19 protein-coding genes and 1 pseudogene are annotated in these 22526 nt (G+C 39.7%); 5 read left to right on the forward strand and 15 right to left on the reverse strand.

Annotation, left to right across the window (positions count from 1 at the left end):
• Positions 1-43: 43 nt before the first annotated feature.
• From B2746_RS08000 to lgt, 15 genes are all read right to left on the reverse strand, one after another.
• On the reverse strand, positions 44-259 hold the full coding sequence (locus B2746_RS08000) for a GDCCVxC domain-containing (seleno)protein (RefSeq protein WP_290792337.1): 216 nt from the start codon (positions 257-259) through the stop codon (positions 44-46).
• 6 nt (positions 260-265) lie between these two features.
• Entirely contained in the window at positions 266-1537 is a 1272-nt protein-coding gene (merTP, locus tag B2746_RS08005; RefSeq protein WP_239597187.1) for a mercuric transport protein MerTP, read from the reverse strand.
• Positions 1534-1911: an ArsR/SmtB family transcription factor gene (locus B2746_RS08010; RefSeq protein WP_239597195.1), complete on the reverse strand. Its 378-nt coding sequence runs from the start codon at positions 1909-1911 to the stop codon at positions 1534-1536. Before B2746_RS08010 ends, merTP begins: the two co-directional genes overlap by 4 nt.
• 73 nt (positions 1912-1984) lie before the next feature.
• Positions 1985-3970: a heavy metal translocating P-type ATPase gene (locus tag B2746_RS08015; protein ID WP_239597197.1), complete on the reverse strand. Its 1986-nt coding sequence runs from the start codon at positions 3968-3970 to the stop codon at positions 1985-1987.
• Positions 3971-3979: 9 nt separating this feature from the next.
• Positions 3980-4591 carry a hypothetical protein gene (locus tag B2746_RS08020; RefSeq protein WP_290792338.1) on the reverse strand — a complete coding sequence of 204 codons (612 nt, stop codon included), beginning with the start codon at positions 4589-4591 and terminating at the stop codon, positions 3980-3982.
• Positions 4592-4595: 4 nt separating this feature from the next.
• Positions 4596-5051 (reverse strand): hypothetical protein, encoded by a 456-nt coding sequence (locus B2746_RS08025; protein ID WP_239597200.1) that lies wholly within the window; start codon positions 5049-5051, stop codon positions 4596-4598.
• Between the two features lie 137 nt (positions 5052-5188).
• Positions 5189-5986, reverse strand: a complete 798-nt coding sequence (locus B2746_RS08030) for a cation diffusion facilitator family transporter (RefSeq protein ID WP_239597203.1) — start codon at positions 5984-5986, stop codon at positions 5189-5191.
• 93 nt (positions 5987-6079) lie between these two features.
• Positions 6080-6736 (reverse strand): class I SAM-dependent methyltransferase, encoded by a 657-nt coding sequence (locus B2746_RS08035; RefSeq protein WP_239597207.1) that lies wholly within the window; start codon positions 6734-6736, stop codon positions 6080-6082.
• 15 nt (positions 6737-6751) lie between these two features.
• Positions 6752-8062 carry an efflux RND transporter periplasmic adaptor subunit gene (locus tag B2746_RS08040; protein WP_239597209.1) on the reverse strand — a complete coding sequence of 437 codons (1311 nt, stop codon included), beginning with the start codon at positions 8060-8062 and terminating at the stop codon, positions 6752-6754.
• Between the two features lies 1 nt (position 8063).
• Positions 8064-12449 (reverse strand): CusA/CzcA family heavy metal efflux RND transporter, encoded by a 4386-nt coding sequence (locus tag B2746_RS08045; protein WP_290792339.1) that lies wholly within the window; start codon positions 12447-12449, stop codon positions 8064-8066.
• 261 nt (positions 12450-12710) lie between these two features.
• Complete coding sequence (locus tag B2746_RS22830) at positions 12711-13031, reverse strand: DUF6660 family protein (protein WP_369075798.1); 321 nt, start codon at positions 13029-13031, stop codon at positions 12711-12713.
• Positions 13032-13156: 125 nt separating this feature from the next.
• On the reverse strand, positions 13157-14389 hold the full coding sequence (locus B2746_RS08050; RefSeq protein WP_239597214.1) for a sialidase family protein: 1233 nt from the start codon (positions 14387-14389) through the stop codon (positions 13157-13159).
• Complete coding sequence (locus tag B2746_RS08055) at positions 14382-14903, reverse strand: TlpA family protein disulfide reductase (RefSeq protein ID WP_239597215.1); 522 nt, start codon at positions 14901-14903, stop codon at positions 14382-14384. The genes B2746_RS08050 and B2746_RS08055 overlap by 8 nt, the downstream gene beginning before the upstream one ends.
• 8 nt (positions 14904-14911) lie before the next feature.
• Positions 14912-15385: a hypothetical protein gene (locus B2746_RS08060; protein WP_239597217.1), complete on the reverse strand. Its 474-nt coding sequence runs from the start codon at positions 15383-15385 to the stop codon at positions 14912-14914.
• 95 nt (positions 15386-15480) lie between these two features.
• Complete coding sequence (lgt, locus tag B2746_RS08065; RefSeq protein ID WP_239597219.1) at positions 15481-16203, reverse strand: prolipoprotein diacylglyceryl transferase; 723 nt, start codon at positions 16201-16203, stop codon at positions 15481-15483.
• Between the two features lie 344 nt (positions 16204-16547).
• On the opposite strand from lgt, the gene B2746_RS08070 reads away from it, so the two are divergent.
• The 5 genes and pseudogenes from B2746_RS08070 to B2746_RS08090 form a co-directional block, all read left to right on the forward strand.
• Positions 16548-17150 (forward strand): helix-turn-helix domain-containing protein, encoded by a 603-nt coding sequence (locus tag B2746_RS08070; RefSeq protein WP_054282549.1) that lies wholly within the window; start codon positions 16548-16550, stop codon positions 17148-17150.
• Between the two features lie 65 nt (positions 17151-17215).
• The gene (locus tag B2746_RS08075) at positions 17216-17605 is read left to right on the forward strand and encodes an HYC_CC_PP family protein (RefSeq protein WP_133176933.1); all 390 of its coding nucleotides are present in this window, start codon (positions 17216-17218) and stop codon (positions 17603-17605) included.
• A 243-nt stretch (positions 17606-17848) separates the two neighbouring features.
• On the forward strand, positions 17849-18247 hold the full coding sequence (locus B2746_RS08080) for a hypothetical protein (protein WP_239597222.1): 399 nt from the start codon (positions 17849-17851) through the stop codon (positions 18245-18247).
• A gap of 96 nt (positions 18248-18343) precedes the next feature.
• A pseudogene (locus tag B2746_RS08085) lies at positions 18344-21574 on the forward strand (efflux RND transporter permease subunit).
• An 11-nt stretch (positions 21575-21585) separates the two neighbouring features.
• The coding region (locus B2746_RS08090) for a TolC family protein (RefSeq protein ID WP_290792340.1) at positions 21586-22526 on the forward strand (941 nt) is incomplete at its 3' end.

Below are 22526 nucleotides of genomic sequence, written 5' to 3' on the forward strand. Positions count from 1 at the left end.
TATTCCGAGAAGAATAATGATGTAAGAAACTATTTTAATAAGGCTATGCACAACAAGATTTATTCATCTGAATTGGCGGACAAGCTACTGTGCCGTAACTGCAAAACACACAACAATCTCCCTGCTTTGGTTTTAATATTGTTTCGCAGTTTGTACACTTATAAAAGTATTGACAGGCATCCGTAGGCATGGTTTCATCTTTTTGAAAACCGCATTCGGGACAAGTAATAGTAGATTGTAGCGTTAGTGTTTTCTCCATTCTTTATTAGTTTTTATCGCAGCAAGATTTACCGCTTCCGGGTGAACATGATTTATCTTTTTCACAACTTTCTTCAGATGCAATACAAAGTTCTACATGAGGCATTTTGCCTTTGCCTACATATTTTTCTCCGGCTTGTTGTATCTGGCTCTCTACTTTATTATACGCTTCTGTTGTTAAGTCTTTGTAAGAAGAAATTGAAAGAAACAGGTCAGCATAAATCATTTCAATATCCGCCTGAAACTGTTTTTCAAATGATGGCTTTATCAATTTCTTTTCTTTGTAACTGGCAATAGTATTCTTTGCAATAATACCTGCTTCTTCTTTACTTAATTTATCAACCTCTTTGCCCCTATACCATTCACTGCTATTCGGAAATGTATTAGCATAATCAGTTGCTTCTGTTTGGGCTAAAGTAGTAAGTTCAATATTATGATTGGTGCTAACCGTTTTAATAATTTCTACTTTTTTATCTGCTTCGGTTTTAGTATTCCATTTTACTGCTACAACTGTTCCCGTTTTATTTAACCATGCCCCTTCTACTGCATCATTATACTTTTCTAAATCAACTAACAAAAACTTTGCTTTACTGCCGCAACCAATTGATGGGGCAGCATGACAAACTAATGGAGCTTCGTAGAATGAAACGCCTGTATTATCTGCATTCATAAAATCATAGCTTTTTACTTTGTATCCTGTTTTATTAATTGCTGCCTCTATTGTCTTTTCATCAACTTTTGATTTATCAAAAGTGACTAAACTGCTCCGGGTGGCATAAGAAGTTTTATAAGCTAATACTCCATTTACTTTAGACAGTTCATTGTTTACATGTTCCTCGCAACCCTCGCAGGTCATACCTTGTATTGTGAACTTTACCTCTTGTTTGTTATCAACCACTGCAAGTGTTGCCTGCACTTTTGGTTTTGGATAAAACACTTTTGCATACAATGGAAAAGTCATCATCAGAATAGCAAAGACAGTTACTATTCCCAAAAATGTTTTGGACTGAAGGAATGAAGCCTTCTTAGTTGTTTCGCAATTGCAATCCATATCATTAGTTTTTATTGCTTTCAATTTTAAATACCATGCAAATGCCAATACAGCAATTGACAGTCCTATTAAATAAGGTCTTGCTGGTTCTATCCATGAAAAGTTAGCGGCAATGCTGCTGCTACCGGCAAGTAATGCAATAACAGGAGTAATACAGCAAAGTGAAGCTGCAATAGCAGTAAGAACACCTGCGCCGGTAAATGTGCCTGTAGATTTTATACTTATCATACTGTTTCCAGTTTTTGAGTTTGTACATTAATATGTTTGAAGAATGGCTTTAATATCTTTAAGTTTTCCTGTATAAGAGAATAATAAATTGTTTGCCCTTCTTTCCTGGTTTCGACAATGTTTCCATCCTTCAACTTTCGCAGATGCTGTGATACGGCAGGTATACTCATGCCTAAAATATCAGCAAGGTCGCAGGGACATAATTCTTTTTCTTCTTCCAATAAATAGATGATCTTCAGCCTTACTTCATTGCCTGCTAAAGCCAATATATTAGACAGGTTTGCAAAAGACTTCTGTGCAGTCTTCAACTTGCTTTTACAATTCTTTATTTGCTCCTGATCTGCAAATAGCCTGATGCAAGTATTATTTTCCATGAGGGCAAAGATAGGATAAATAATTATTTAAGCAAATGCTTAAATAATAGAACAAGCTGCATGACATCATCTTTTACACCTTCATTCTCTGTATTCTCACTGCATTTAAAATAGCCAGTAAAGCCACTCCCACATCAGCTATCACCGCCTCCCATAGAGTGGCTATGCCACCTGCACCCAAAATCAATACAAATATTTTCACAGTCATCGCCATAATGATATTTTGCCAAACGATGTTCCGGGTTATCTTACCAATTTTGATTGCAGAAACAATCTTATGGGGCTGGTCGTTCTGAATAACCACATCTGCTGTTTCAATAGTGGCATCACTGCCTAAACCGCCCATAGCTATTCCTGCATCAGCTAAAGCCACAACAGGCGCATCATTCACACCATCGCCAACAAAAGCGATATGCCTGCCTTCATCTTTTAGTTTCTGCACTTTCTCAACTTTACCTTCCGGTAACAAATCTCCATAAGCTTCATCTATACCAATTCTCTTTGCGACTTCATCAACCACAGACTGCTTATCACCAGAGAGCATTACTGTTTTAATATCCAAGCTGTGCATGTCTTTGACGGCTTGTACTGCATCTTCTTTTATTTCGTCAGCAATAGTGATATAACCTGCATACTGATTGTTGATTGCCACAACAACGATTGTGTCAACAATCTTTTCTATTTCCGAAGGGTAAGGTATATTGTACTTCCTCAACAGTTTTGCATTTCCGGCCAGCATATCCTTTCCCTCCACTTTTCCCTTTAAGCCATGACCTGAAATTTCTTCTACTGCATCGGCCTTGATATCATTTATTGTATCACCCGCATATTCTGTTACTGCTTTGGCTATCGGGTGGGTGGAGTTCTTTTCCAGTGCGGCGGTAAGTTTTACCAATTCCTTTTCATCCATATCTACAGGAACAACTTGTTGTACTTTAAATACTCCCTTCGTCAGTGTCCCGGTTTTATCCATCACCACCGCATTCACTTTTGTCATTACATCAAGAAAATTTCCTCCCTTAAATAAAATGCCGTTGCGGGATGCAAGACCTATTCCACCAAAATATCCCAACGGAATAGAAACGACCAATGCACATGGACAACTGATAACTAAGAAAACCAATGCCCGGTAGAACCAGGTTTGAAAATTATAATCATCCACAAAAAAGTAAGGAACAAAACATACCGCCACTGCAAGAAAGAAAACGATGGGAGTATAAATTTTTGCAAACCGAGAAATGAATAATTGTGTTTGTGATTTTCTTGCGGTAGCATCCTGTACCATTTCTAAGATCTTACTCAGTTTGCTGTCTCTAAACAGCGCTTTTACTTTAATTTCTGCAACGGTATTGAGGTTGATCATTCCTGCAAGGATAGTCTCACCTTTGTATTTTGTATCAGGTTTACTTTCGCCGGTCAATGCTGCTGTATTGAAGGAAGCATTCTCTGAAAGTAATTCTCCGTCTAATGCTACTTTTTCTCCCGGCTTCACCTGGATAGTTTCCTCTAATTCAATAATCGAGGGATCGGCAACAAGCGGTGAGCCATTTCTTATCACCGTTACTTCATCAGGTCTTACATCCAGCAGAGCTTTGATACTTCTTTTTGCATTATTAACCGCTGCATCCTGGAACCATTCCCCGATTTGATAAAATACCATTACTGCCACACCTTCTTCATATTCGCCAATTACAAATGCGCCAATGGTGGCAACACTCATCAATACAAACTCATTGAATATATCTCCTCGTTTTGATTTCCTGAAAGCAAGGGCTAAAACGTTTCTGCCAGCTAAGAAATAGGCAATACCGTTTATTCCCAGTGACGGTGTTTTAGGTAGTTCAATTTTAAAGCCATATTCCAATATTAACAAAACGATTAAAATGAATAGGGCCAATAATAAATCCCAGTGTTTTTTCCATCCCGGGTCTTCTTTGCTTTCTACTTTATGATTGTGTCCATCATCAGCAAAAGGGGTTCGTTTTTTTTCTTCGTTGGTTTTTATCAAATCACCTTTTTGTATTTCTGTAATCTGATGATCTTCGTGTTTGTGTTCCATATAGCTCAATTAAATAAAATATGAAATAATACCGGTGACAATTAGAACCAACCCGGTTACAATTCCCGAATTGTGTTCCCATTTATGCCAGTTGAGTTTCAATAAACCTTTGTAAGCAAATCGTATCCATATCACCATGCCGGTGATGGTTATAACACCGTACATCATCGCTATCAATCCCAGCATCCACCATCCCTTTGTTCCTGCCAATAAAAAATAGGCCTCTATTTCCAAACAGGGCGACAAAAACATGGCTATTACCAAAGCACTGATTATTTTGCCTTTCGACTTACCGGCTATTTTTTGTTTTTCCAAATGAAAGTGATGATGGACATAATGCTGCCTGACAAAAAATAGCCCGATTAGTATCAAAATGGATGGAGCAATAATGCGAGTGAAATGTTCAATGTTTTCATTTAATTCAAGCCCAATAAGGCCAAGCAAAATTCCGATTATAATAGTGCTAAGAACATGGGCCAGACCGGAAACAAATGTCACCCTCTCAGTTTCGCCTAAATCCCAATTCTCCCTTTTGCCTATTGCAAGCACTGGCAGCCAATGACTGGGAATAACAGCATGTAAGAGACTTATTATTAAACTTCCGGTTATGATTGAAAACATAGAACTACAAATTATCCATTTTTAAAGGCAGGTTTCTAAAAATTTCTTCCACTACAGCTTGTTTATCCTTTGCAAAATGATCAAGCTCTATTTTTATTTCGCCATTTGATGAAATACCACCACCTAACACTCCTTTTATCTTTTTCAAGCTCTCTTCCAACGGAATACTTATGCCACTAGCATGGTATGGGTCTGCAATACCCGTTACTGATGTGGGCAGGTGAATATTTACTCCAGTGATAGCAGTCTCCGTATTGGTTACTATTAATTCAATTTCGTCAAGCGATGCATTTTTCAATTCATAACTAATGTAAATCTGTGCGAATTTTTCATCTTTCCTAATTATCTCTACTTGTTCTGTAGCGCAATAATTTTTCAAGGCAGCTGTAAGATGCTCATACCAGGTGGGATCATTTCCCCTGATAGTCACATTAAAAAAAAGTTGTATCGTTGCCATCATGTTTTTTTTATTTTTTTAAAGCCTGTATTGTGATTGCTCCACCAAGATTCGCTCTCTTCAATTTCGTACTGTATTCCATTTTTACTGACAGTGGTTTTTTAGACTGCAGATATGTGTACTTTTTGTGCTGATGCACATTACAATTTTAAAATCCTGTAAGCTCCGAATCCGACCAAAATAAATACTATAATACCTATAATTAAATCGGGTAGCTTAGATGATGTAAAATACACTAACGCCCCTGCTATCATTACGCCTATGTTTACCATTACATCATTTGAAGTAAATATTGTGCTTGCCTGCATGTGGGCCTCTTTGCTCTTTGACTTTTGCAATAAATAAAGTGAAACTGCATTACCGATTAGAGCGAAAAATGAAATGCCTATCATAGTTTTAAACTCTGGCGGCTCACCATAACCTAAAAATCTTCTCACTACTTCTATAAAGCCAAATACTGCAAGAAGCAACTGGAAGTAACCGCTGATATGTGCAATTCTTCTTTTGTGAATTGCCGCTTTGCCTACTACAAAGAGAGCTAAACCATATACAATTGAATCGGCAAGCATATCAAGGCTATCTGCCACCAGTCCCATCGAACCGGAAATGAAGCCCGTAACAATTTCAAGAGCGAAAAAGAAAAAGTTTATTGCCAGAACCTGCCAAAGCAATTTCCTTTCCTGTTTTGTGGTATCTGTGAACAATAATTCTTCTTCATCGTTTATTTCTTCTGTTGCCAAAACTGTTGAATTGAAATTCAGGCTGTCAATGGCAGACGTTATAGGCTCGGCTTTGCCTTCATGAATTACATCAAGTTTGCGGCTAGGTATGTCAAACTGCAGTGATTTAATGCTTTCAAAACCTTCTAATTTCATTCGTACTATGTTTTCTTCCGAAGGGCAATCCATTTTTGAAATCTTGTAAGTCGTCTTGTTCATTACAAACTATTGAATGGTTATAACTTAATTGTGATTGTTTTTCAAAGCCTGAATAGTAGTTGTCTTTCCATGCTTGGCAATCCCTATGCTTCGCTAATTAATCTTTTTGCCCTTGTAGATACAAATACTTCCACCTATTGTACCGAACTTCTTCAATTCATTCACATCATCATAACCACATTCTTTTAAGAACCCGGGAAGTAATCCTTTCACATTACTTGTAGTGGTTTTGAACCCGTCCAGGAACTGAACCCAATAAAACAAAAGTCGTGATAAAGAACTTTTCGGTTTTCCCCAATCTGCTATACAGAATTCACCTCCTGGCTTTAGCACCCTTAATACTTCTTTAAACGTATTTATTTTGTCTGCATCCATTAAGTGATGAATCATTAAGCTGCTGGTTACAACATCAAAATAATTATCAGGGAATGGTAGTTGATAAGACATTCCATGTGTCAATTCAATGTTTATTCCTTGCTGTTGAATTTTGCTTCGTGCTATTGCTAAAATATTTTCGTCGCCATCAAGTCCTGCAATTTTTGCGTTTGGGTAACTACGCTTCATCATTATTGCCAGCGTTGCCGTACCAGTACCAATATCCAATATCCTCTCAGGCTTTTTATTTGAGAAGCTTTGAATAACGAAAGTTTTCCAGGTTTGTTCTTTCAGGAATCTTTGAATTAGAAAGTCATAAAACTTTGTCAACCAGTTATACTTTAATGCTGGTATATATGAAGATTGCATTGTCATAAAATAGTTTTTAGTTTATTCTTCTTCCTCGCCACCCTTTGTTTTTGATAAAATATAAAACGCCCCTTTGGTAACTACTCTTGCATTTTCTGGTGCTTTGTCAGCAAATGTGATTTGAATATATCCTAATTCAGCAACACCTGTTATCACTTCAACCATTTTAAAAGCCAGTTTATTTTCATCACCTTTCGATTCCTCCTTTTTATCAGTTTTTTCTTCCTTTTCCTCCTGATCTTTATCTTTCACAGATTCCTGAAGTTCTTCATCTACAATGAAAACGTATTCCTTCCCCTCAGATTTAACCACTGCATCAACAGGTACTGCGGTTACACTCTCGTTTCCAACTTTAATCAATGCGGATACATACATTCCGGGAATCAATTTATATTTCGCTCCATCTTTAATAACTGCATGAACTATGACCGCTTTATTTTCGCTTTCAAATGATTGGTTGATACCATAGACACGTCCCGTTATCTGGCGATTATCCTGGTTGGTCAAAATGAAATTAACTTCCTGCCCAACTTTCACTTTGAATAAGTCTTTTTCAAAAACAAGCAGATCACAATGAATGTTCGAGTTATCTATAATGTCCATTAAGGATTTTGTCACATCAACGTAGGACCCGACATTAATATTTATGTGTCCTATAACTCCCCCAATAGGAGCACGAATGGGCAGTTGGGTTACTATATTACCATTCGCTATGGATGCCGGATTTATACCAAATTGTTTCATTTGAGCTTCCAAGCCCGTTAACCGGGCTTGTTCAGCTAATAAGTTGCTTTCGGCCTGTTGGTAAATTTTTCCCGTTCCGGCATTATTTTCTTTTAACTCTTTTTGTCTTTCAAATTCCTGCATTGTATAGGTATGGCCTTTTTTAATAGACAGATATTCTTGCTGTAATTTGATAAATTCGGGATTTTCAATCATCGCAAGAGTTTGCCCTTTTTTTACATAGTTACCTTCCAAAACAAAAATTCTCTTGATAACACCTCCTATTAAAGAAGTAACATCGGCTTTGTTTTGAGGAGGAACTTCAAGCTGGCCACTTGCTTTAATAACACTGCTAAGGTTTTTTAATTCAACCTTTCCTATTTCTATTCCAACAGCTTTCATCTGTTCTGTAGTAAGTTCAATCGCTTCAGAATGTTCTTCTTCTGCTTTATCAGAAATTTTCTTTTTATTCGCCGCTGTGCTATCGGATATTTCGACTTCTTGTTTACCGGATGAATTACAGGAGACCATTGTAAAAGCTGAAATAAGCATGACAATTATTGTAACGCTCATAATAACTATATCTTTAATTTTATTAACTGTGTTCATATTATTTACCTTTTAGAGAATTTAATTGGATTATAACTTCATTATATTCACGAACGGTTTCTATATAATTTAATTGAGTTGAAATAGCCTGAGTAATATTTTGGATGAACTCAATGTACCCGATCTCTCCCTTTTCGTATGAAAAGCGGGAAATCCGCAATAATTCATTTGCCTGGCTATTACCAATTGATTGATAATAATCAATGGCTTGTTGAAGTTTTAAGTATTCATTTAATAGTTGGTAGTAAGAATTATTTAAATTAGCTGATGCAAGTTGCACTTCGGTCTGGGCAATTTTAGATTGAACTTTTGAAGCCTCTATTTTGGCCTTTTGAGATTTGGAAAAAATAGGAACTGCAACGCCTAATTGCAAACCTGCAATACGGGTTGATGGCGTGTAGCCCCTGTTAAGTTTAGCCGGGTCAAATCCCTTTACAACGAATTGATGGAAATAACCAACATTGAAATCCGGAAGCAATTTTTTCTTTTCTGCATTTATTTCGGCCTCTGCTACAGTAATTCGTTGCTTATAATAATCAATTATGGGATGATTATACAAACCGGCAGTATCAATTGAAAACTCTTTGGCCAGTTTGTAAAATTCTGACTCTAATGGCACAATAGCATCAGTGGTATTCACTAATCTTTGCAATGCCAGTTGATTTATAGTTATGTCTATTTCTGCCTGTCTCTTTTGCAATTGAATTTCACGATATCGTGTTTCGGCTGTAAGCCTTTCAAGGTTCGAGGTTTCACCGGCATTATAACGCACCTGTGCTCTGTCATTAAAATTTCGATACAAACTATCCTGGTAATTCAGCAATTTCAATTTTTCCTTTCCGTAGATAAGATTATAATAAGCAAGCTTGACATCTCTGATCAATTCATATTTTGCAACCTCCAGCGACTTTTCGGATAGAATCGTTTGCTGACGTAAAAAATTACTCTGTGCTTTGTATTTTCCAGGCAAGGAAATTGTTTGAGTAACTCCAATGCTATTGTCAATATTGCCGCCGCTTGTAGGATCTTGCGTCACCAGGAAATTAGTTTTCTCAATGTCGTAAGCTGTTCTTTGTAGTAATTGATTTTGCCTAATACTTAAGGAAGAAGATTTAAGCTGGTAATTATTTTGTACAGCAATATTGATCGTTTCATCCAACGATTTTTGAACTGTTTGGGCTTTGATTATGGTTGCAGGCAGTATGCAAAATAATATCGAAATTATAATTGCGGAGGCCGGTGGCGGAGTTTTCATACGTTTCTTTTTGAATTTTATTTTACCGGAAAAAAGGATGTACAAGGCTGGCAATACAAATAAGGTAAGAATGGTAGCTGTTATTAAGCCCCCGATAACGACCGTCGCCAAAGGCTTTTGAACTTCTGCTCCCGCACCCGTTGATAATGCCATCGGTAAAAAGCCCAATGATGCTACAGAGGCAGTCATGATTACAGGGCGAAGTCGTACCCTTGTTCCTTCTATTACCCGCTGATATATATCCGTCATACCTTCTTGTTTCAACTGGTTAAAATATCCAATCAATACAATACCATTTAATACTGCAACTCCAAAAAGCGCAATAAAACCAACACCTGCAGAGATGCTGAAAGGCATGCCCCTAATCAATAAAGCGAAAACGCCTCCTATGGTTGCTAATGGAACAGCGGTAAAAATGAGTAGCATTTGTGAAAAAGACCTGAAAGTGATATACAATAGTAAAAGGATCAAAAACATAGCGACAGGCACAGCAACCGACAATCGCTGTTTAGCCTCCTTCAGATTTTGAAATTGCCCGCCGTATGTTATATAATAGCCGGTTGGCAATTTTAATTTTTGATCAAGAACTTGTTGAATATCTGCAACTGTTCTCTCTACATCCCGTCCACGAACATTAAAGCCAACATAAATCCTTCTTTTACCATCTTCTCTTGAAACCTGGGCGGGGGCATCTTTAAATTCAACCTTTGCAACCTGGTCTAAAGGCACTTTGCTTCCTGAAGGCAATGGAATATATAAGTTCTCAATATTGACAATATTTTCACGCAAGTTTCTTTGCAACCTGACGACCATATCAAATCGCTTTTCACCTTCAAATACAACTCCTGATACATTACCAGCAAAGGCTGTTTTCAATATCATATTTACATCACTAATGTTTAATCCATATTGCGCCATTTTATCACGGTTATATTCAACTATTACCTGGGGTAAACCCGTCACTTTTTCTACAAAGGGTTCGCCTACTCCTTTTATTGGTGCAATTAATTTGGCAACTTTATTTGCATGTTGGGTTAATATGTCCAGATCATCTCCATAAATTTTAATAGCTACATCCTGTCTTATTCCGGTCATAAGCTCATTAAATCTCATTTGCATGGGCTGTGTTATTTCCATATTCACACCGGGTAATACAGATAATGCTTCTTCCATTTTCTCCATCATCTCTTCTTTCGTCTTAGCGGTTTTCCATTCTTCTTTCGGTTTCATAGCTACCATCATATCACCTCTCTCTATTGGCATAGGGTCGGTTGGAATTTCAGAACTTCCTATTCTTGTAACAACCTGTTTCACTTCAGGAAAGTTTTCCTTTAATATTTTTTCGGCCTTGCCAAACGTTTCTACCACTTGAGTTAAAGATGTCCCCTGCGCCATACTTATTTCTACAGTTAAATCACCTTCTTCGAGATTGGGAATAAATTCACCTCCCATTTTGCTGAATATCCAAATTGATATGGCAAAAAGTAAAACAGCTATAGTAATTGTTAGCTTCTTAAATCTCAATACCGAAGCAAGCATAGGGGTATAGATGCGTTTCAGAAAATCGATTATCCTGTCTGATATGTTCCGTCTGTGTGTTGTCTTCCTGCTCAGAAATAATGAGCTCATCATGGGAACATAGGTCAGTGAAAGGATAAATGCACCAAGTATGGCAAATGCGACTGTTTGTGCCATAGGCTTAAACATTTTGCCTTCAATTCCAATAAGAGATAGCAGGGGTAAATAAACAATTAGAATTATGATTTGTCCAAAGGCAGCCGAATTCATCATACGCCTTGAACTTTCAAATACTTCATCATCCATTTGTTGTTTGGATAATTTTGGAATTCCCTGGTGATGATGCTTACTCATAGAAATCCGGTGAACTACACTTTCAACAATAATTACTGCACCGTCTACAATCAATCCAAAATCAATAGCACCTAAACTCATAAGGTTTCCGGATACTCCAAATAATTTCATTAATGAAAAAGCGAAAAGCATTGACAGCGGAATTACTGATGCAACAACAAGACCCGCTCTCAGGTTTCCTAAAAGCAATACCAGAATAAATATTACAATTAACGCACCTTCAATTAAATTCTTTCTTACAGTGCCGATGGCCCTTCCTACTAATTCTGTTCTGTCTATGAATGGCTCAATGATCACACCTTCGGGCAGTGATTTTTGAACCTGAGTCATTCGCTCTTTTACATTTTTAATTACCTGGTTAAAATTCTCTCCTTTTAGCATCAAAGTGATACCCGCCACTACTTCCCCTTCACCATTTCGGGTGACTGCACCATAACGTGTTGCATTTCCATATTGAACTGTAGCCACATCTCTGATCAAGATGGGTATATTGTTGATATTTTTAACAACAATCTTTTCAATGTCAGTCAGCGTTTTTATCTGACCCAAGCCCCTGATAAAATATGTATTATTGCGTTGCTCAATGTAAGAGCCGCCGGTATTTTCATTGTTTTTCTCCAGTGCTTCAAATATGTCTACAACGGTTAGGTTCAGAGAATTTAATTTCTCATTATCAACAGCTATTTCATATTGCTTTACATATCCACCCCATCCGCTTACTTCAGCAACTCCTGGTGTGCCTGCTAATTGAGTTTTAATGATCCAATCCTGCATGGTTCGCAGATCCATAGCAGAGTATTTCTTTTCATAACCCGGTTTGGTATGCAGGACATATTGATAAATTTCGCCAAGCCCTGTTGTGATGGGAGCTAAGGAAGGCTCTCCAACACCTTGTGGAATTTTGGCTTCGGCTTCTTTCAATCTTTCATTTATCTGTGCTCTTGCCCAGTAAACATCCACCTTATCCTTGAATACTATTGTGATAACAGAAATACCAGATCGGGAAATGGACCTTTTTTCAATTACATCGGGAACATTGGCCATTGATAGTTCAATCGGAGCTGTAATTATTTGCTCAACCTCCTGTGCACCTAATGTGGGAGCAAGCGTTATCACCTGAACCTGGTTATTCGTTATATCAGGAACAGCATCAATCGGTAGCCTGCTTAAAGAATAAACTCCCCAAATAACTAAGAGGGCAGTCATGGCTCCAATGGCCATTTTATTTTTTATAGAGAATTTGATGATTTTTTCAAACATGATTTTTAGTGTTTAGAAACCAATCGGTAGTATTTAATTGCAATTCCTGCAATAGCCATCAACATAATAATACCAAACAGTATCATTGTAATTATTTTTATAACCCGCATCCACTTTGGCTTTACAGGGTCTTTTATTTTGCTGTAAACTGTTTTTCTACGTGTTGATGACTTTTTGTTTTTAGCCATAACCACATGGTAAACGAAATGATAAAAATGTAATAGACAGTGCATGATTGATGCACTGATGCGAATGGGAGAATTAAGCAGCTAATTTGGGTGGCTGCCAGATGGAATAAGAAACTTCTGTATTAAGGTTTTCGTTATGCAGAGGATACTTTTCTGATTTGAAAAATATTTTTACAACCTGTGTTTTGTTCAAGGGATTATAAAAGGCAGATGCAGCACAACAAGAGCAGGTGCAGAAAGGTGTACAGGCCTCTTTAGTATGATTATGTTCCTGGTGATTGGTGGAAGCCGAAATTTTTACTTCTGCTTTTGCACTGCACTCTGTACTGTCGCTGCACGGAAGGCATGACAGGTAGAGCAGGAAAAAAGCCAAAAAGGAGAATAAAAATTTCATTGTTGCAAAAGTAACGGGATATGTTGCAAATTCGTATAAAATTGGAGGTTAAAATGGTAATATGGTTGCAAAAACCAGTAAATCAAGGAGTTTTTTACGTATTTCGACAGGCAAGCCAAAGTACACTAAAGGACAAGATTCGCCACTTTAATTGTCTTTTCCTTATCATCCGTCCATGCAAAAACTAAATTGTTACCAGATTTTGTCATCTGGGGAAATCCACTTGACCTCGATTCTGCTGAGGAAGCAATTGTTATAGAAGCTTCTTTTTTACCATCCTTGTAAACTTTCACTGCTTTTATCACGGCCCCTTCCATCCAACTGACCATTGCGCTTTTATCATCCAGCATAACAACGTCAACACGGCCAATCCCTTTTCCTTCATCAATACGAACAGGCGCATTAAACGTAGCACCCCCGTCTGCAGAGAAAACGACATTCACCTGTGTTTTTTTATCAGGAGATGAAAACCATACCACGGCAACAGTATTATCCTGTGCAGCAATTCTGGGTCCATTGACAGGGCATCCCTCAATTTTCCATTTGTCGGAAAAAACAGGTTTCGGCAATGTCCACTGACCGTTTACAAACCGAACAATAGAGATATCTCTTATTTCTGCTTCTGACCTGTCCCTATAAACTACAACAGGCCCATTTGCAGTGATGGCAGCACTTGTCTGGCAACAGTCACATACACGGTTATCCAATTCCCACTCACTGGATTTCTTTCCCTGCTTATCTACTATGGCACCACGAATTGTCATTTGTCCATGATGCCCCTCTTCATGTTTTCCTTCGCCTTCCATTGCAGCATTCCTTCCATCGAGCCATGAAATAAAATAATTGTCTTCGTATGGAACTATTGAAACAAAACCATGCTCTGCTTTTTTTCCATCATCATGAAGAATGTTTGGATCACTCCATGTCTTTCCCTGGTCAACAGATGTAGTTATTTTTACATCGTAGGTATAAGTGCCTTTTTCGCTTTTTTCTAAAAAATGTGCAACCATGGCTTTGCCTCCATCGGTAGCCAATTGAGGATAATCCGCCCAATTCACAAACCAATTATCGCCTGAACTTATCACAATAGGTTCAGACCATTGCTCAATATTTAAAGCAGAAAATTTCAATAAACTTTTCTCCTTTGTTTTCTCTACCCAGGATAAATAAACCACCCCATTTTTATCAGTAAATAAATACGGTTCTGCGCTTCCTGAATCAGCAGGTGATGAAAGATATTTTAAGTTACTGTTAGCAATATCTGCCGACTCATTTTTTTGACTGTCTGTTTGTTTTGGTGAATTTTTGCAGGAAGACAACGCAACGATAAATAATAAAGTACTTACTAGCTTATTCATTTTTATTTACAATTTTAAGTATCATGTCAATATTGCTCTTTTCGTCCCACTTGCGATAACCCGATTCAGAAAACACAAGACTACCGTCAGGATTAAATATATAAGTTGTTGGCAAAACCTGGAGGCCTAACTCTTCGCTGTTTTGAATTTGGCAATAAGTGAGATTAAAATTATGAGCTTTTTTGAACGCATCAATTTCTTCTATTGCTTCGTTGGAAGCGATTAAAAAAACGACTTTTTCCTTATTCAAAATATTCTGTGCTTTTTCAATCGTTGGCATTTCTGCAATACAAGGCTTGCACCAGGTAGCCCAAAAATTGAGAAATATTGTTTTCCCTGCATATTTTTTTAAACTGAAAGAATTACTTTTTAAGTCTGCTAATTTTATTTTCTCAAATGTCGTATCTGGCAGAATAGTAACCGGCTTGTCTTTATTCACTTCTTTGCAGCTTATAAACAACAAAACAACTGAGAGGCTTAATAGCCGGAGAGTATTCATTTTTTGTAGTAACATATTTGACATTATGGATGGTGTAAGTTGTGAACATGATGTAAAGAATCCATTGTATGGTGATGACAAATATGATGTCCCGGATGATGTTCACAGTTAACGTGGTGATGATTGTTGGTTATGGTAACAAGTGAATCATTGAGGTGCCCGGGATATTTGGGATGATGATGGCCATGGTGATTAATAGTTGGATTATAAGGTACCCATTGATGGCTATGGTCATCATGAATGTATGTGCCATGATGATAGACATTGTGGTGATGCCAGAACAAGGAGTCATGATGATGATAGACGCTGTCCCAATAAAGACGCTGCGTATGATTCGGAGCGGTTATGAGGCTATTCACTGACTGTCGCATATCGGATAACTCCCCGGTCATAGCAACAGAAGCAGAAAGATCGTCTTGCTGAATAGTTTCCGTGGACTCATTTTTATTGCAGGACAAAACAAAAACTGCTATAATTAAAACGTAAATCGGTTTCATATTTTTTTGTTTGGTGTAGTAATATTTTTAATGAGTTGGATTCAGTATATTATCTAAAAGTCTTGAAATGAAAGATAGTTTTTATAATTGATTTCTTACAGACTAGGTATTTCTTTATCGCCGTTTTGTTTTGATTTTGAGATCATTAGGATGACACCAATCAGAATAAAAGGAATACTTAGTATTTGTCCCATATTTATTATCATAGTATTTTCAAAAGTCTCCTGGTTTTCCTTTACAAATTCAACTAAAAATCTTACAGAAAACAGCATTATCAGAAAACTTCCAAAAACAAAACCTTGCTGTACTTTTTCTATTTTCTTTTTATATAGGAACCAGAGAATACCAAAAATAATCAGGTATGATATAGCCTCATACAATTGTGCAGGATGCCGTGGAATCATATCAACTCTTTCAAAAATAAAAGCCCAAGCAACATTGGTTGGCTTACCAATAATTTCGGAATTAAAAAGATTACCAATACGGATAAAAAAAGCGGAGAGGGCTACAACAATTACAAGCCTGTCCATTATCCATAAAAATGATTGTTTATATTTCCAGCAATACCATATAACTGCAATAATTATCCCAATGGCAGCGCCATGACTTGCCAATCCCTGGTATCCTGTCAATTCAAATTTTCCGTTTCTAATACTGAATGGTAAAATAATTTCCAGCAAATGATTCTTATAGTAGCCAAATTCATAAAACAGTGTGTGACCTAACCGGGCTCCGGCAATCGTTCCAATAAAAATATAGACTGATAATTTATTCAGCAGTGAAAACTCACCGCACTGAGGTCTTAGGAAACCCGGCAACGATAAGTGCGCCCACGCCGTAGCATGAGCGTTCTCACTTATTGTCCCATTGCCTCTTTGAAAGTTCCTAAGTTTCAGTGCGGGACTTAAAGCTAAAACGCTTCAAGAATATTTTGTGCAAAGATATAATTTTAAGCGGATTTCTTTGAAATGTTAGCATAACATCATGGTTAGCACAGTGAAATAAAGGCGGGGTTTCACGCATGACGGAAATCAGGTTTTCCCGTGATAACGGTCATTCTTTAAACGGCTGTTCACGGTTTACCTTTATGCAAGATTTTATACAACCTGGTTTTTAATACAGGACGTTCAAAATGCGAAGTCTATTGCAAGCGTAATAAAGAATGAAACAAAATCAGTTATATATCAAAGGCATGTGCTGTGAACGTTGTATTGACAAGGTGAAACAACTGCTTGGTGAAGGAAATTACAAGGCCCTGAAAACGACCCTCGGCGAAGTAACGCTTGAAAATAAACTGACAGAAAAGGATTTGGCGGCTTTAAACCGAAAGCTGGCAACCTGGGGCTTTACCGTGGTGAACTCACATACAGAGCAGGTAGTTGCCAAAGCAAAGACAGCCATTTTTGAGTATATGAATGAGATGATAGGCAAGACCTCAAAATTGCGGTTATCAGATTATGTAGCAAAAAAAGTCGGCATGAGTTATTACTACATCAGCCGCATTTTTTCAGAGGCAGAAAAGATAACAATGGAAAAGTTCCTGATCCTGTTAAAAGTGGAACGGGTGAAGGAACTGCTTTTACAGGACGAAACAACAATCAGCAATATCGCATACGATTTGGGTTACAGTTCGTCACAAAGCATGTCCTCCCAGTTTAAAAAAGTTACCGGAAAAACACCTGGACAATACCGGCTTAGTCCGGTTCCGGCGCGTGTTCATCTGGATAAAATAGAGGTGCAAAATTTTATACAAAATCCAAAATAATGCGTACAAAGTTCAAAACACCTAAAACTAACTTTGCTGAAATTGAAATAGTTGTAAAATAAACAATGAAACCAATAGCCGTCATAGCGTTAATGTTCGTTTACCTGATCGCATCATCAGGTATCAGCGGCTCTATACACTATTGCGGCGATACCGTTGCCTCTGTTTCTTTTGGGCACAACCATACCAATAAATGTGCCTGTGGCAGCGAGGATATGAAGGACTGCTGCCATGACAAAGATTTTTACCTGCATCTGGATGATGGTCATCAAAAATCAACGCAGGTATCCTTCGACCTGTCCAAAACATTTGACGTTGATATCGCATTGGTACCAGCCTCTCATTCCGATTTTCAACTATTCTCCTGGTCAGCCAGTCCCAAACCATCCTTCTATCATCCCCCCGACCAGCTACATCCCCGGCTGTATGTTTTAAACCGGGTTTTCCGGATTTGATGTTCAAAATCATCAACCAACACGCCCGGCTCAGGCAGGTTGATGAGATCCCCCTTGTGTGCGGCGCTGCCGGTCTGTTACATTCAGACTGAAGATATACTTATGTCTATTCTTCGGTTGGCATGAATGATTTTCCAGTCCTGTTTGCTTTGGTGAATGCTGCCAAAGCTTCCGCAGGCAGCTCAGCCGTTTGTTATTTCAATTCGTTCATTAATCAATATTTCACAATTAAAATCAAAAACAATGAAAAGGTTCCTTTTCTTTTTTATGCTGGCAGGAAGCCTGCTGGCATTCTCACAAAATTCAGTAGCACAGAAAAATTCAGTAACGGCTGCAACCGCTACTAAAAAGAACGGCTATACCGTTCTGAACGCCGGGGAGAAAGTCGTCCTGTATAAATACGAACACAAGGCACATGCGCCCAAACAGGCAGACAAATATCCAATCACCTATTTCTTTACAACGGGAGATTCCGACGTACTGCAACCGCTTACAAAGACAAACCTGAAAAAAGCGTTTCCGCAAAACCATCCTTTCCACGACGCTTTGGATCAGACCTTCAAAGAAGACGGAGAACTTACCGCATATGACAATTTCCACAAAATGTATAAAGTAAACTGGGTGTTGAAAAACCATCTCTGATTATTCAGGGGCTGCCTCTTTGCGGGCGGCAGCCCTTTGATTAAAACCACAACCATCGTAGTGTTATGAAAAGACAACTACTAAAACAGTGATATCATGATAGAAAAAATAATTTCATGGTCTATACGGAACCGGTTCTTTGTCTGGATCGGCATTATCATGATCGTAGTTGGTGGCATCTACTCCATAAAAGAGACGCCGGTAGATGCATTGCCCGACCTTTCCGAAAACCAGGTGATCATTTATACAGAATACATGGGGCGAAATCCAAAGATCATGGAAGACCAGATCACCTACCCGTTAGTCTCCAACCTGCAAGGCATACCCAGCATCAAGTCCATCAGAGCAGCATCCATGTTCGGGATGAGTTTCATATTTGTCGTGTTCAAGGATGACGTGGATGTTTATTGGGCAAGAACCAGGGTTTTGGAAAGGCTCAATTATGCGCAGAAATTCCTGCCACAGGGGGTTACGCCTTCTTTGGGGCCGGACGGTACCGGGCTGGGTCATGTTTTTTGGTACACACTCGATGGAAAGGGTTATAATCTTGGGGAACTCAGGGCGCTGCAAGACTGGTACGTAAAGTTCGCGCTTCAGAATGTGGAAGGTGTCAGCGAAGTGGCTTCCTTTGGCGGCTTCCAGAAAGGCTACCAGGTTACAATAGATCCGCATAAGCTGGTGTACTATGGGGTTTCACTCATGGATGTAACCCGTGCCGTCTCCGCCAATAATAAAGATGTCGGGGGCAGCTTGTATGAGATGAACTCAACCGGCTATTTGATCCGGGGTCAGGGCTATATTACCAGCCTCGACGACATCAAGGAAATCCCTATCGGCACCTACAAATCCATACCGATTACACTGAGTGATATTGCGGAAGTGCAAATGAGTCCCGATCTGAGGCTCGGGATCGTTGATGAGAATGGCGAAGGAGAAGTGGTCGGAGGCATTGTTGTGGCCAGGTTCGGGGAAAACGCGAAGGACGTGATTGAAAGGGCAAAGGCCAAAATGAAAGACATTGAAAAAGGATTGCCTGCCGGTGTCAAATTCAAAACGGCCTACGACCGCAGCGACCTCATATTGGCTGCAATAGATACCCTCAAAGAGGCCCTTTGGCAGGAAATACTGATTGTTTGTATCGTTGTCATCTTATTTCTCTTTAGTGGCAAAAGCGGGCTGGTCGCGATTGTTTCCATTCTCCTGTCGGTACTTATCGGATTTATCCTCATGAAATTATTCGGGGTTACAGCCAATATCCTCTCATTGGGCGGTATTGCGCTTGCCATTGGTGATGTGGTAGATCCCGGTATTGTCATGGCAGAGAATGCCTACAGGATGTTAACCAACAGAGTTCTTAACGTAGAAAACAAGTAACCAGGTATGGCAAGCGAAAAACAAACGAAAGTAAAAGAACGAATAGGCCACACCAGGGAGATCCCTGAAGCGGAAAGAGTGGCTATTATAGAAGAATCATCACGGACGGTGGGCCGCTCGGTATTTTTTTCTGTGGTGATCATGGTCATCTCCTTTGCACCCATTCTTTTCCTGACCGGCCAGGAACGGAAACTCTTTGCACCGCTGGTGCTTACCAAAACGTTTTCCCTGATCGGTGCGGCCATTCTTGCCATAACGGTTGCGCCGATGTTAACGCGCACTTTGATGAAATGCCGCTTAGTGCCGGAAAGCAGAAACCCCGTATCCAATTTCTTTATTCTCCTTTATCAGCCGGTGGCAAGATGGTGTTTGAAATGGCGCAAAACAGTGCTGGCCATGTGTTTCGTACTCATTGCAGGAAGCGTGCCCCTGGTTATGAACCTGGGGACAGAGTTTATGCCACCGCTGGATGAAGGCTCTTTGTTATTAATGCCCGTAACCTTACCGGATGTATCCAATTCAGAGGCTAAACGCATCACCCAGTTACAGGACAAGATCATCAAAGACTTCCCGGAAGTGGATAATGTACTTGGTAAAGCCGGACGCGCCTATACTGCCACAGACAATGCGCCCATCAGCATGATCGAGACGATCATCGTGCTGAAGCCAAAAAGTCAATGGCGCAGTGGGATGACCAAAGAGAAACTGATCAAGGAAATGAATGAAAAAGTGCAGATACCCGGTGTTGTTGTCGGCTGGACACAACCGATCATCAATCGCATCAATATGTTATCCACCGGTATCCGGACAGATGTGGGCGTTAAAATCTATGGAAGTAACCTTGACAGCATTTATAACATAAGCCGTAAGGTAGAAGCGTCCCTCAAAGGAATTGAGGGTTTGGAAGATCTGTATGTTGAGCAACTCACCGGAGGCAAATATCTTGATATTAAGATCAGGAGAAAGGATGCTGCCCGGTATGGATTGAATATTGACGACGTGAACATGGTTATTGAAAGTGCGTTGGGCGGCATGATCCTCACCACCACCGTTGAAGGCCGGGAAAGGTTCAGTGTAAACCTGAGACTGGCGCAGGAATACCGCAATGATATTGACGAGATCAAACGCATTCCCATCCAAACGATGAAGTACGGGGTATTACCACTTTCTTCCGTTGCGGATGTAAAAGTATCGGAAGGGCCTCCGATGATCAATTCTGAAAACGCCATGCTCAGGGGCACAGTGCTTTTCAATGTGCGGGGAAGGGATATGGGCAGCGTGGTAAACGATGCCAAAAAAAGGATAGAAGAAACCTTCAAACAACTTCCCCAGGGTTACTATATAGACTGGAGCGGCCAGTATGAGAACCAGGTAAGAGCAGAGCAGCGGTTAAAGGTAATCATACCGATTGTGATGCTGATCATCGCCTTCATTCTTTACGTCACCTTTAATTCATTCAAGGCAGTGGCTATTGTGTTTATCAGCGTGCCGGTGGCGCTGATGGGCGGTGTATATTCCCTGTACTACTATAATGTCAATTTCTCGGTGGCTGTAGCAGTGGGTTTTATAGCATTGTTCGGTGTTGCCGTGGAAACGGGCGTACTGATGATCGCCTATCTGAATGACTCCATCAAAAAGCTTGTAACAGCTAAAGGGAACGGCCCTGAAAACATCAGCGATGATGATCTGAAAGAAACTTTCCTGCTGGGTGCTACCCAACGGGTGCGGCCACTGCTCATGACCGTTTTAGCTAATATACTTGGCCTGATACCCGTAATGACCGCTACAGGAACCGGTAGTGATGTGATGAAGCCAATTGCGATTCCCTTTGTATTCGGCCTGATCACCTCCACGCTGTTTGTCCTTATTGTACTGCCGGTAATCTATAATCTTTTAAAAGAATGGGAACTGAAAAAGCATGGCAAACTGGTGGTGCTTGAAATCAAAGACTAAAACCCGGATTCATGAAAAGTAATAAGCTATATACAATCTTCCTGCTGCTGATCGCTTCTGTAAATGTTGCGGCACAAGACAGCGTGAAGCTGAGCATGCAGGAAGTTTTTACCGCTATAGACAAATCCTATCCCCAGCTTCAGTATTACGACGCTAAAATAGCTTCCATTCGTTCGCTGGTTGACGGTGCAAAAGCATGGATGCCGCCCACCGTGTCACTGGCCTTTGACCGGTTCCCTTACCGGCTGTCCCTGATAAAGGAAATGATGCCCGATAACCAGGCGGGTATGATGGTGTCCGTGCAACAGATGATTCCCAACGCTGCCAAATTAAATGCAAAAAAAGATTACCTCGGTTCCCTGGAAAATGTACAGCGCAATGACGCTGAGTGGCAGCGAAACACCCTGCATTTTGCCGCAAGGCTTTATTACTACCGGCGGTTTATTGCCGAAAACAAACTAAAGACCATTCAACAATACCGCGACCTGTTGAAGATACTGATCCAAACAGCAAAGGATAAATACACCTATAACCAGTCTGACCTGCCGGCAATATTCAAGGGGGAAGCCGCGCTGAGCGAACTGGAAAACATGGAAACGATGAGCCTGGCGCAGATCGCGGAAAGCAATATCGGCCTTAATACCCTGATGAGCCGTGACGTGAATGCCCCGTTTGCCATTGACACGCTCTTGCTGCCTGTTGACTACCGGGCAGATTACCTGATGGTCAACGATACCTCAGCACTTTTGAGAAACGATATTCTTTCTATGGAGAGCCGCATCCGTTCTATGAAATTCAACCAGAAATGGGCCGCTACCGGCTCCCGGCCCGACTTCGGTGTGCAAATATCACACGGGCAGATGTTCGGCATGCCCAACCAGTTCTCCATCATGGGAATGATGACCATTCCCATTGTGCCCTGGTCATCGAAGATGTACAAGTCCGATGTACG

This window comes from Flavihumibacter sp. UBA7668, from assembly GCF_002483205.1.
Lineage (GTDB): Bacteria > Bacteroidota > Bacteroidia > Chitinophagales > Chitinophagaceae > Flavihumibacter.

Coding starts and splice junctions, on each gene's coding strand:
- B2746_RS08075 (WP_133176933.1), top strand. CDS start 17,216: ATGAAACCAATAGCCGTCATAGCGTTAATGTTCGTTTACCTGATCGCA.
- B2746_RS08025 (WP_239597200.1), bottom strand. CDS start 5,051: ATGATGGCAACGATACAACTTTTTTTTAATGTGACTATCAGGGGAAAT.
- B2746_RS22830 (WP_369075798.1), bottom strand. CDS start 13,031: ATGAAATTTTTATTCTCCTTTTTGGCTTTTTTCCTGCTCTACCTGTCA.
- merTP (WP_239597187.1), bottom strand. CDS start 1,537: ATGATAAGTATAAAATCTACAGGCACATTTACCGGCGCAGGTGTTCTT.
- B2746_RS08055 (WP_239597215.1), bottom strand. CDS start 14,903: ATGTTACTACAAAAAATGAATACTCTCCGGCTATTAAGCCTCTCAGTT.
- B2746_RS08080 (WP_239597222.1), top strand. CDS start 17,849: ATGAAAAGGTTCCTTTTCTTTTTTATGCTGGCAGGAAGCCTGCTGGCA.
- B2746_RS08035 (WP_239597207.1), bottom strand. CDS start 6,736: ATGACAATGCAATCTTCATATATACCAGCATTAAAGTATAACTGGTTG.
- B2746_RS08000 (WP_290792337.1), bottom strand. CDS start 259: ATGGAGAAAACACTAACGCTACAATCTACTATTACTTGTCCCGAATGC.
- B2746_RS08050 (WP_239597214.1), bottom strand. CDS start 14,389: ATGAATAAGCTAGTAAGTACTTTATTATTTATCGTTGCGTTGTCTTCC.
- B2746_RS08070 (WP_054282549.1), top strand. CDS start 16,548: ATGAAACAAAATCAGTTATATATCAAAGGCATGTGCTGTGAACGTTGT.
- B2746_RS08045 (WP_290792339.1), bottom strand. CDS start 12,449: ATGTTTGAAAAAATCATCAAATTCTCTATAAAAAATAAAATGGCCATT.
- B2746_RS08040 (WP_239597209.1), bottom strand. CDS start 8,062: ATGAACACAGTTAATAAAATTAAAGATATAGTTATTATGAGCGTTACA.
- B2746_RS08020 (WP_290792338.1), bottom strand. CDS start 4,591: ATGTTTTCAATCATAACCGGAAGTTTAATAATAAGTCTCTTACATGCT.
- B2746_RS08030 (WP_239597203.1), bottom strand. CDS start 5,986: ATGAACAAGACGACTTACAAGATTTCAAAAATGGATTGCCCTTCGGAA.
- B2746_RS08060 (WP_239597217.1), bottom strand. CDS start 15,385: ATGAAACCGATTTACGTTTTAATTATAGCAGTTTTTGTTTTGTCCTGC.
- B2746_RS08015 (WP_239597197.1), bottom strand. CDS start 3,970: ATGGAACACAAACACGAAGATCATCAGATTACAGAAATACAAAAAGGT.
- B2746_RS08010 (WP_239597195.1), bottom strand. CDS start 1,911: ATGGAAAATAATACTTGCATCAGGCTATTTGCAGATCAGGAGCAAATA.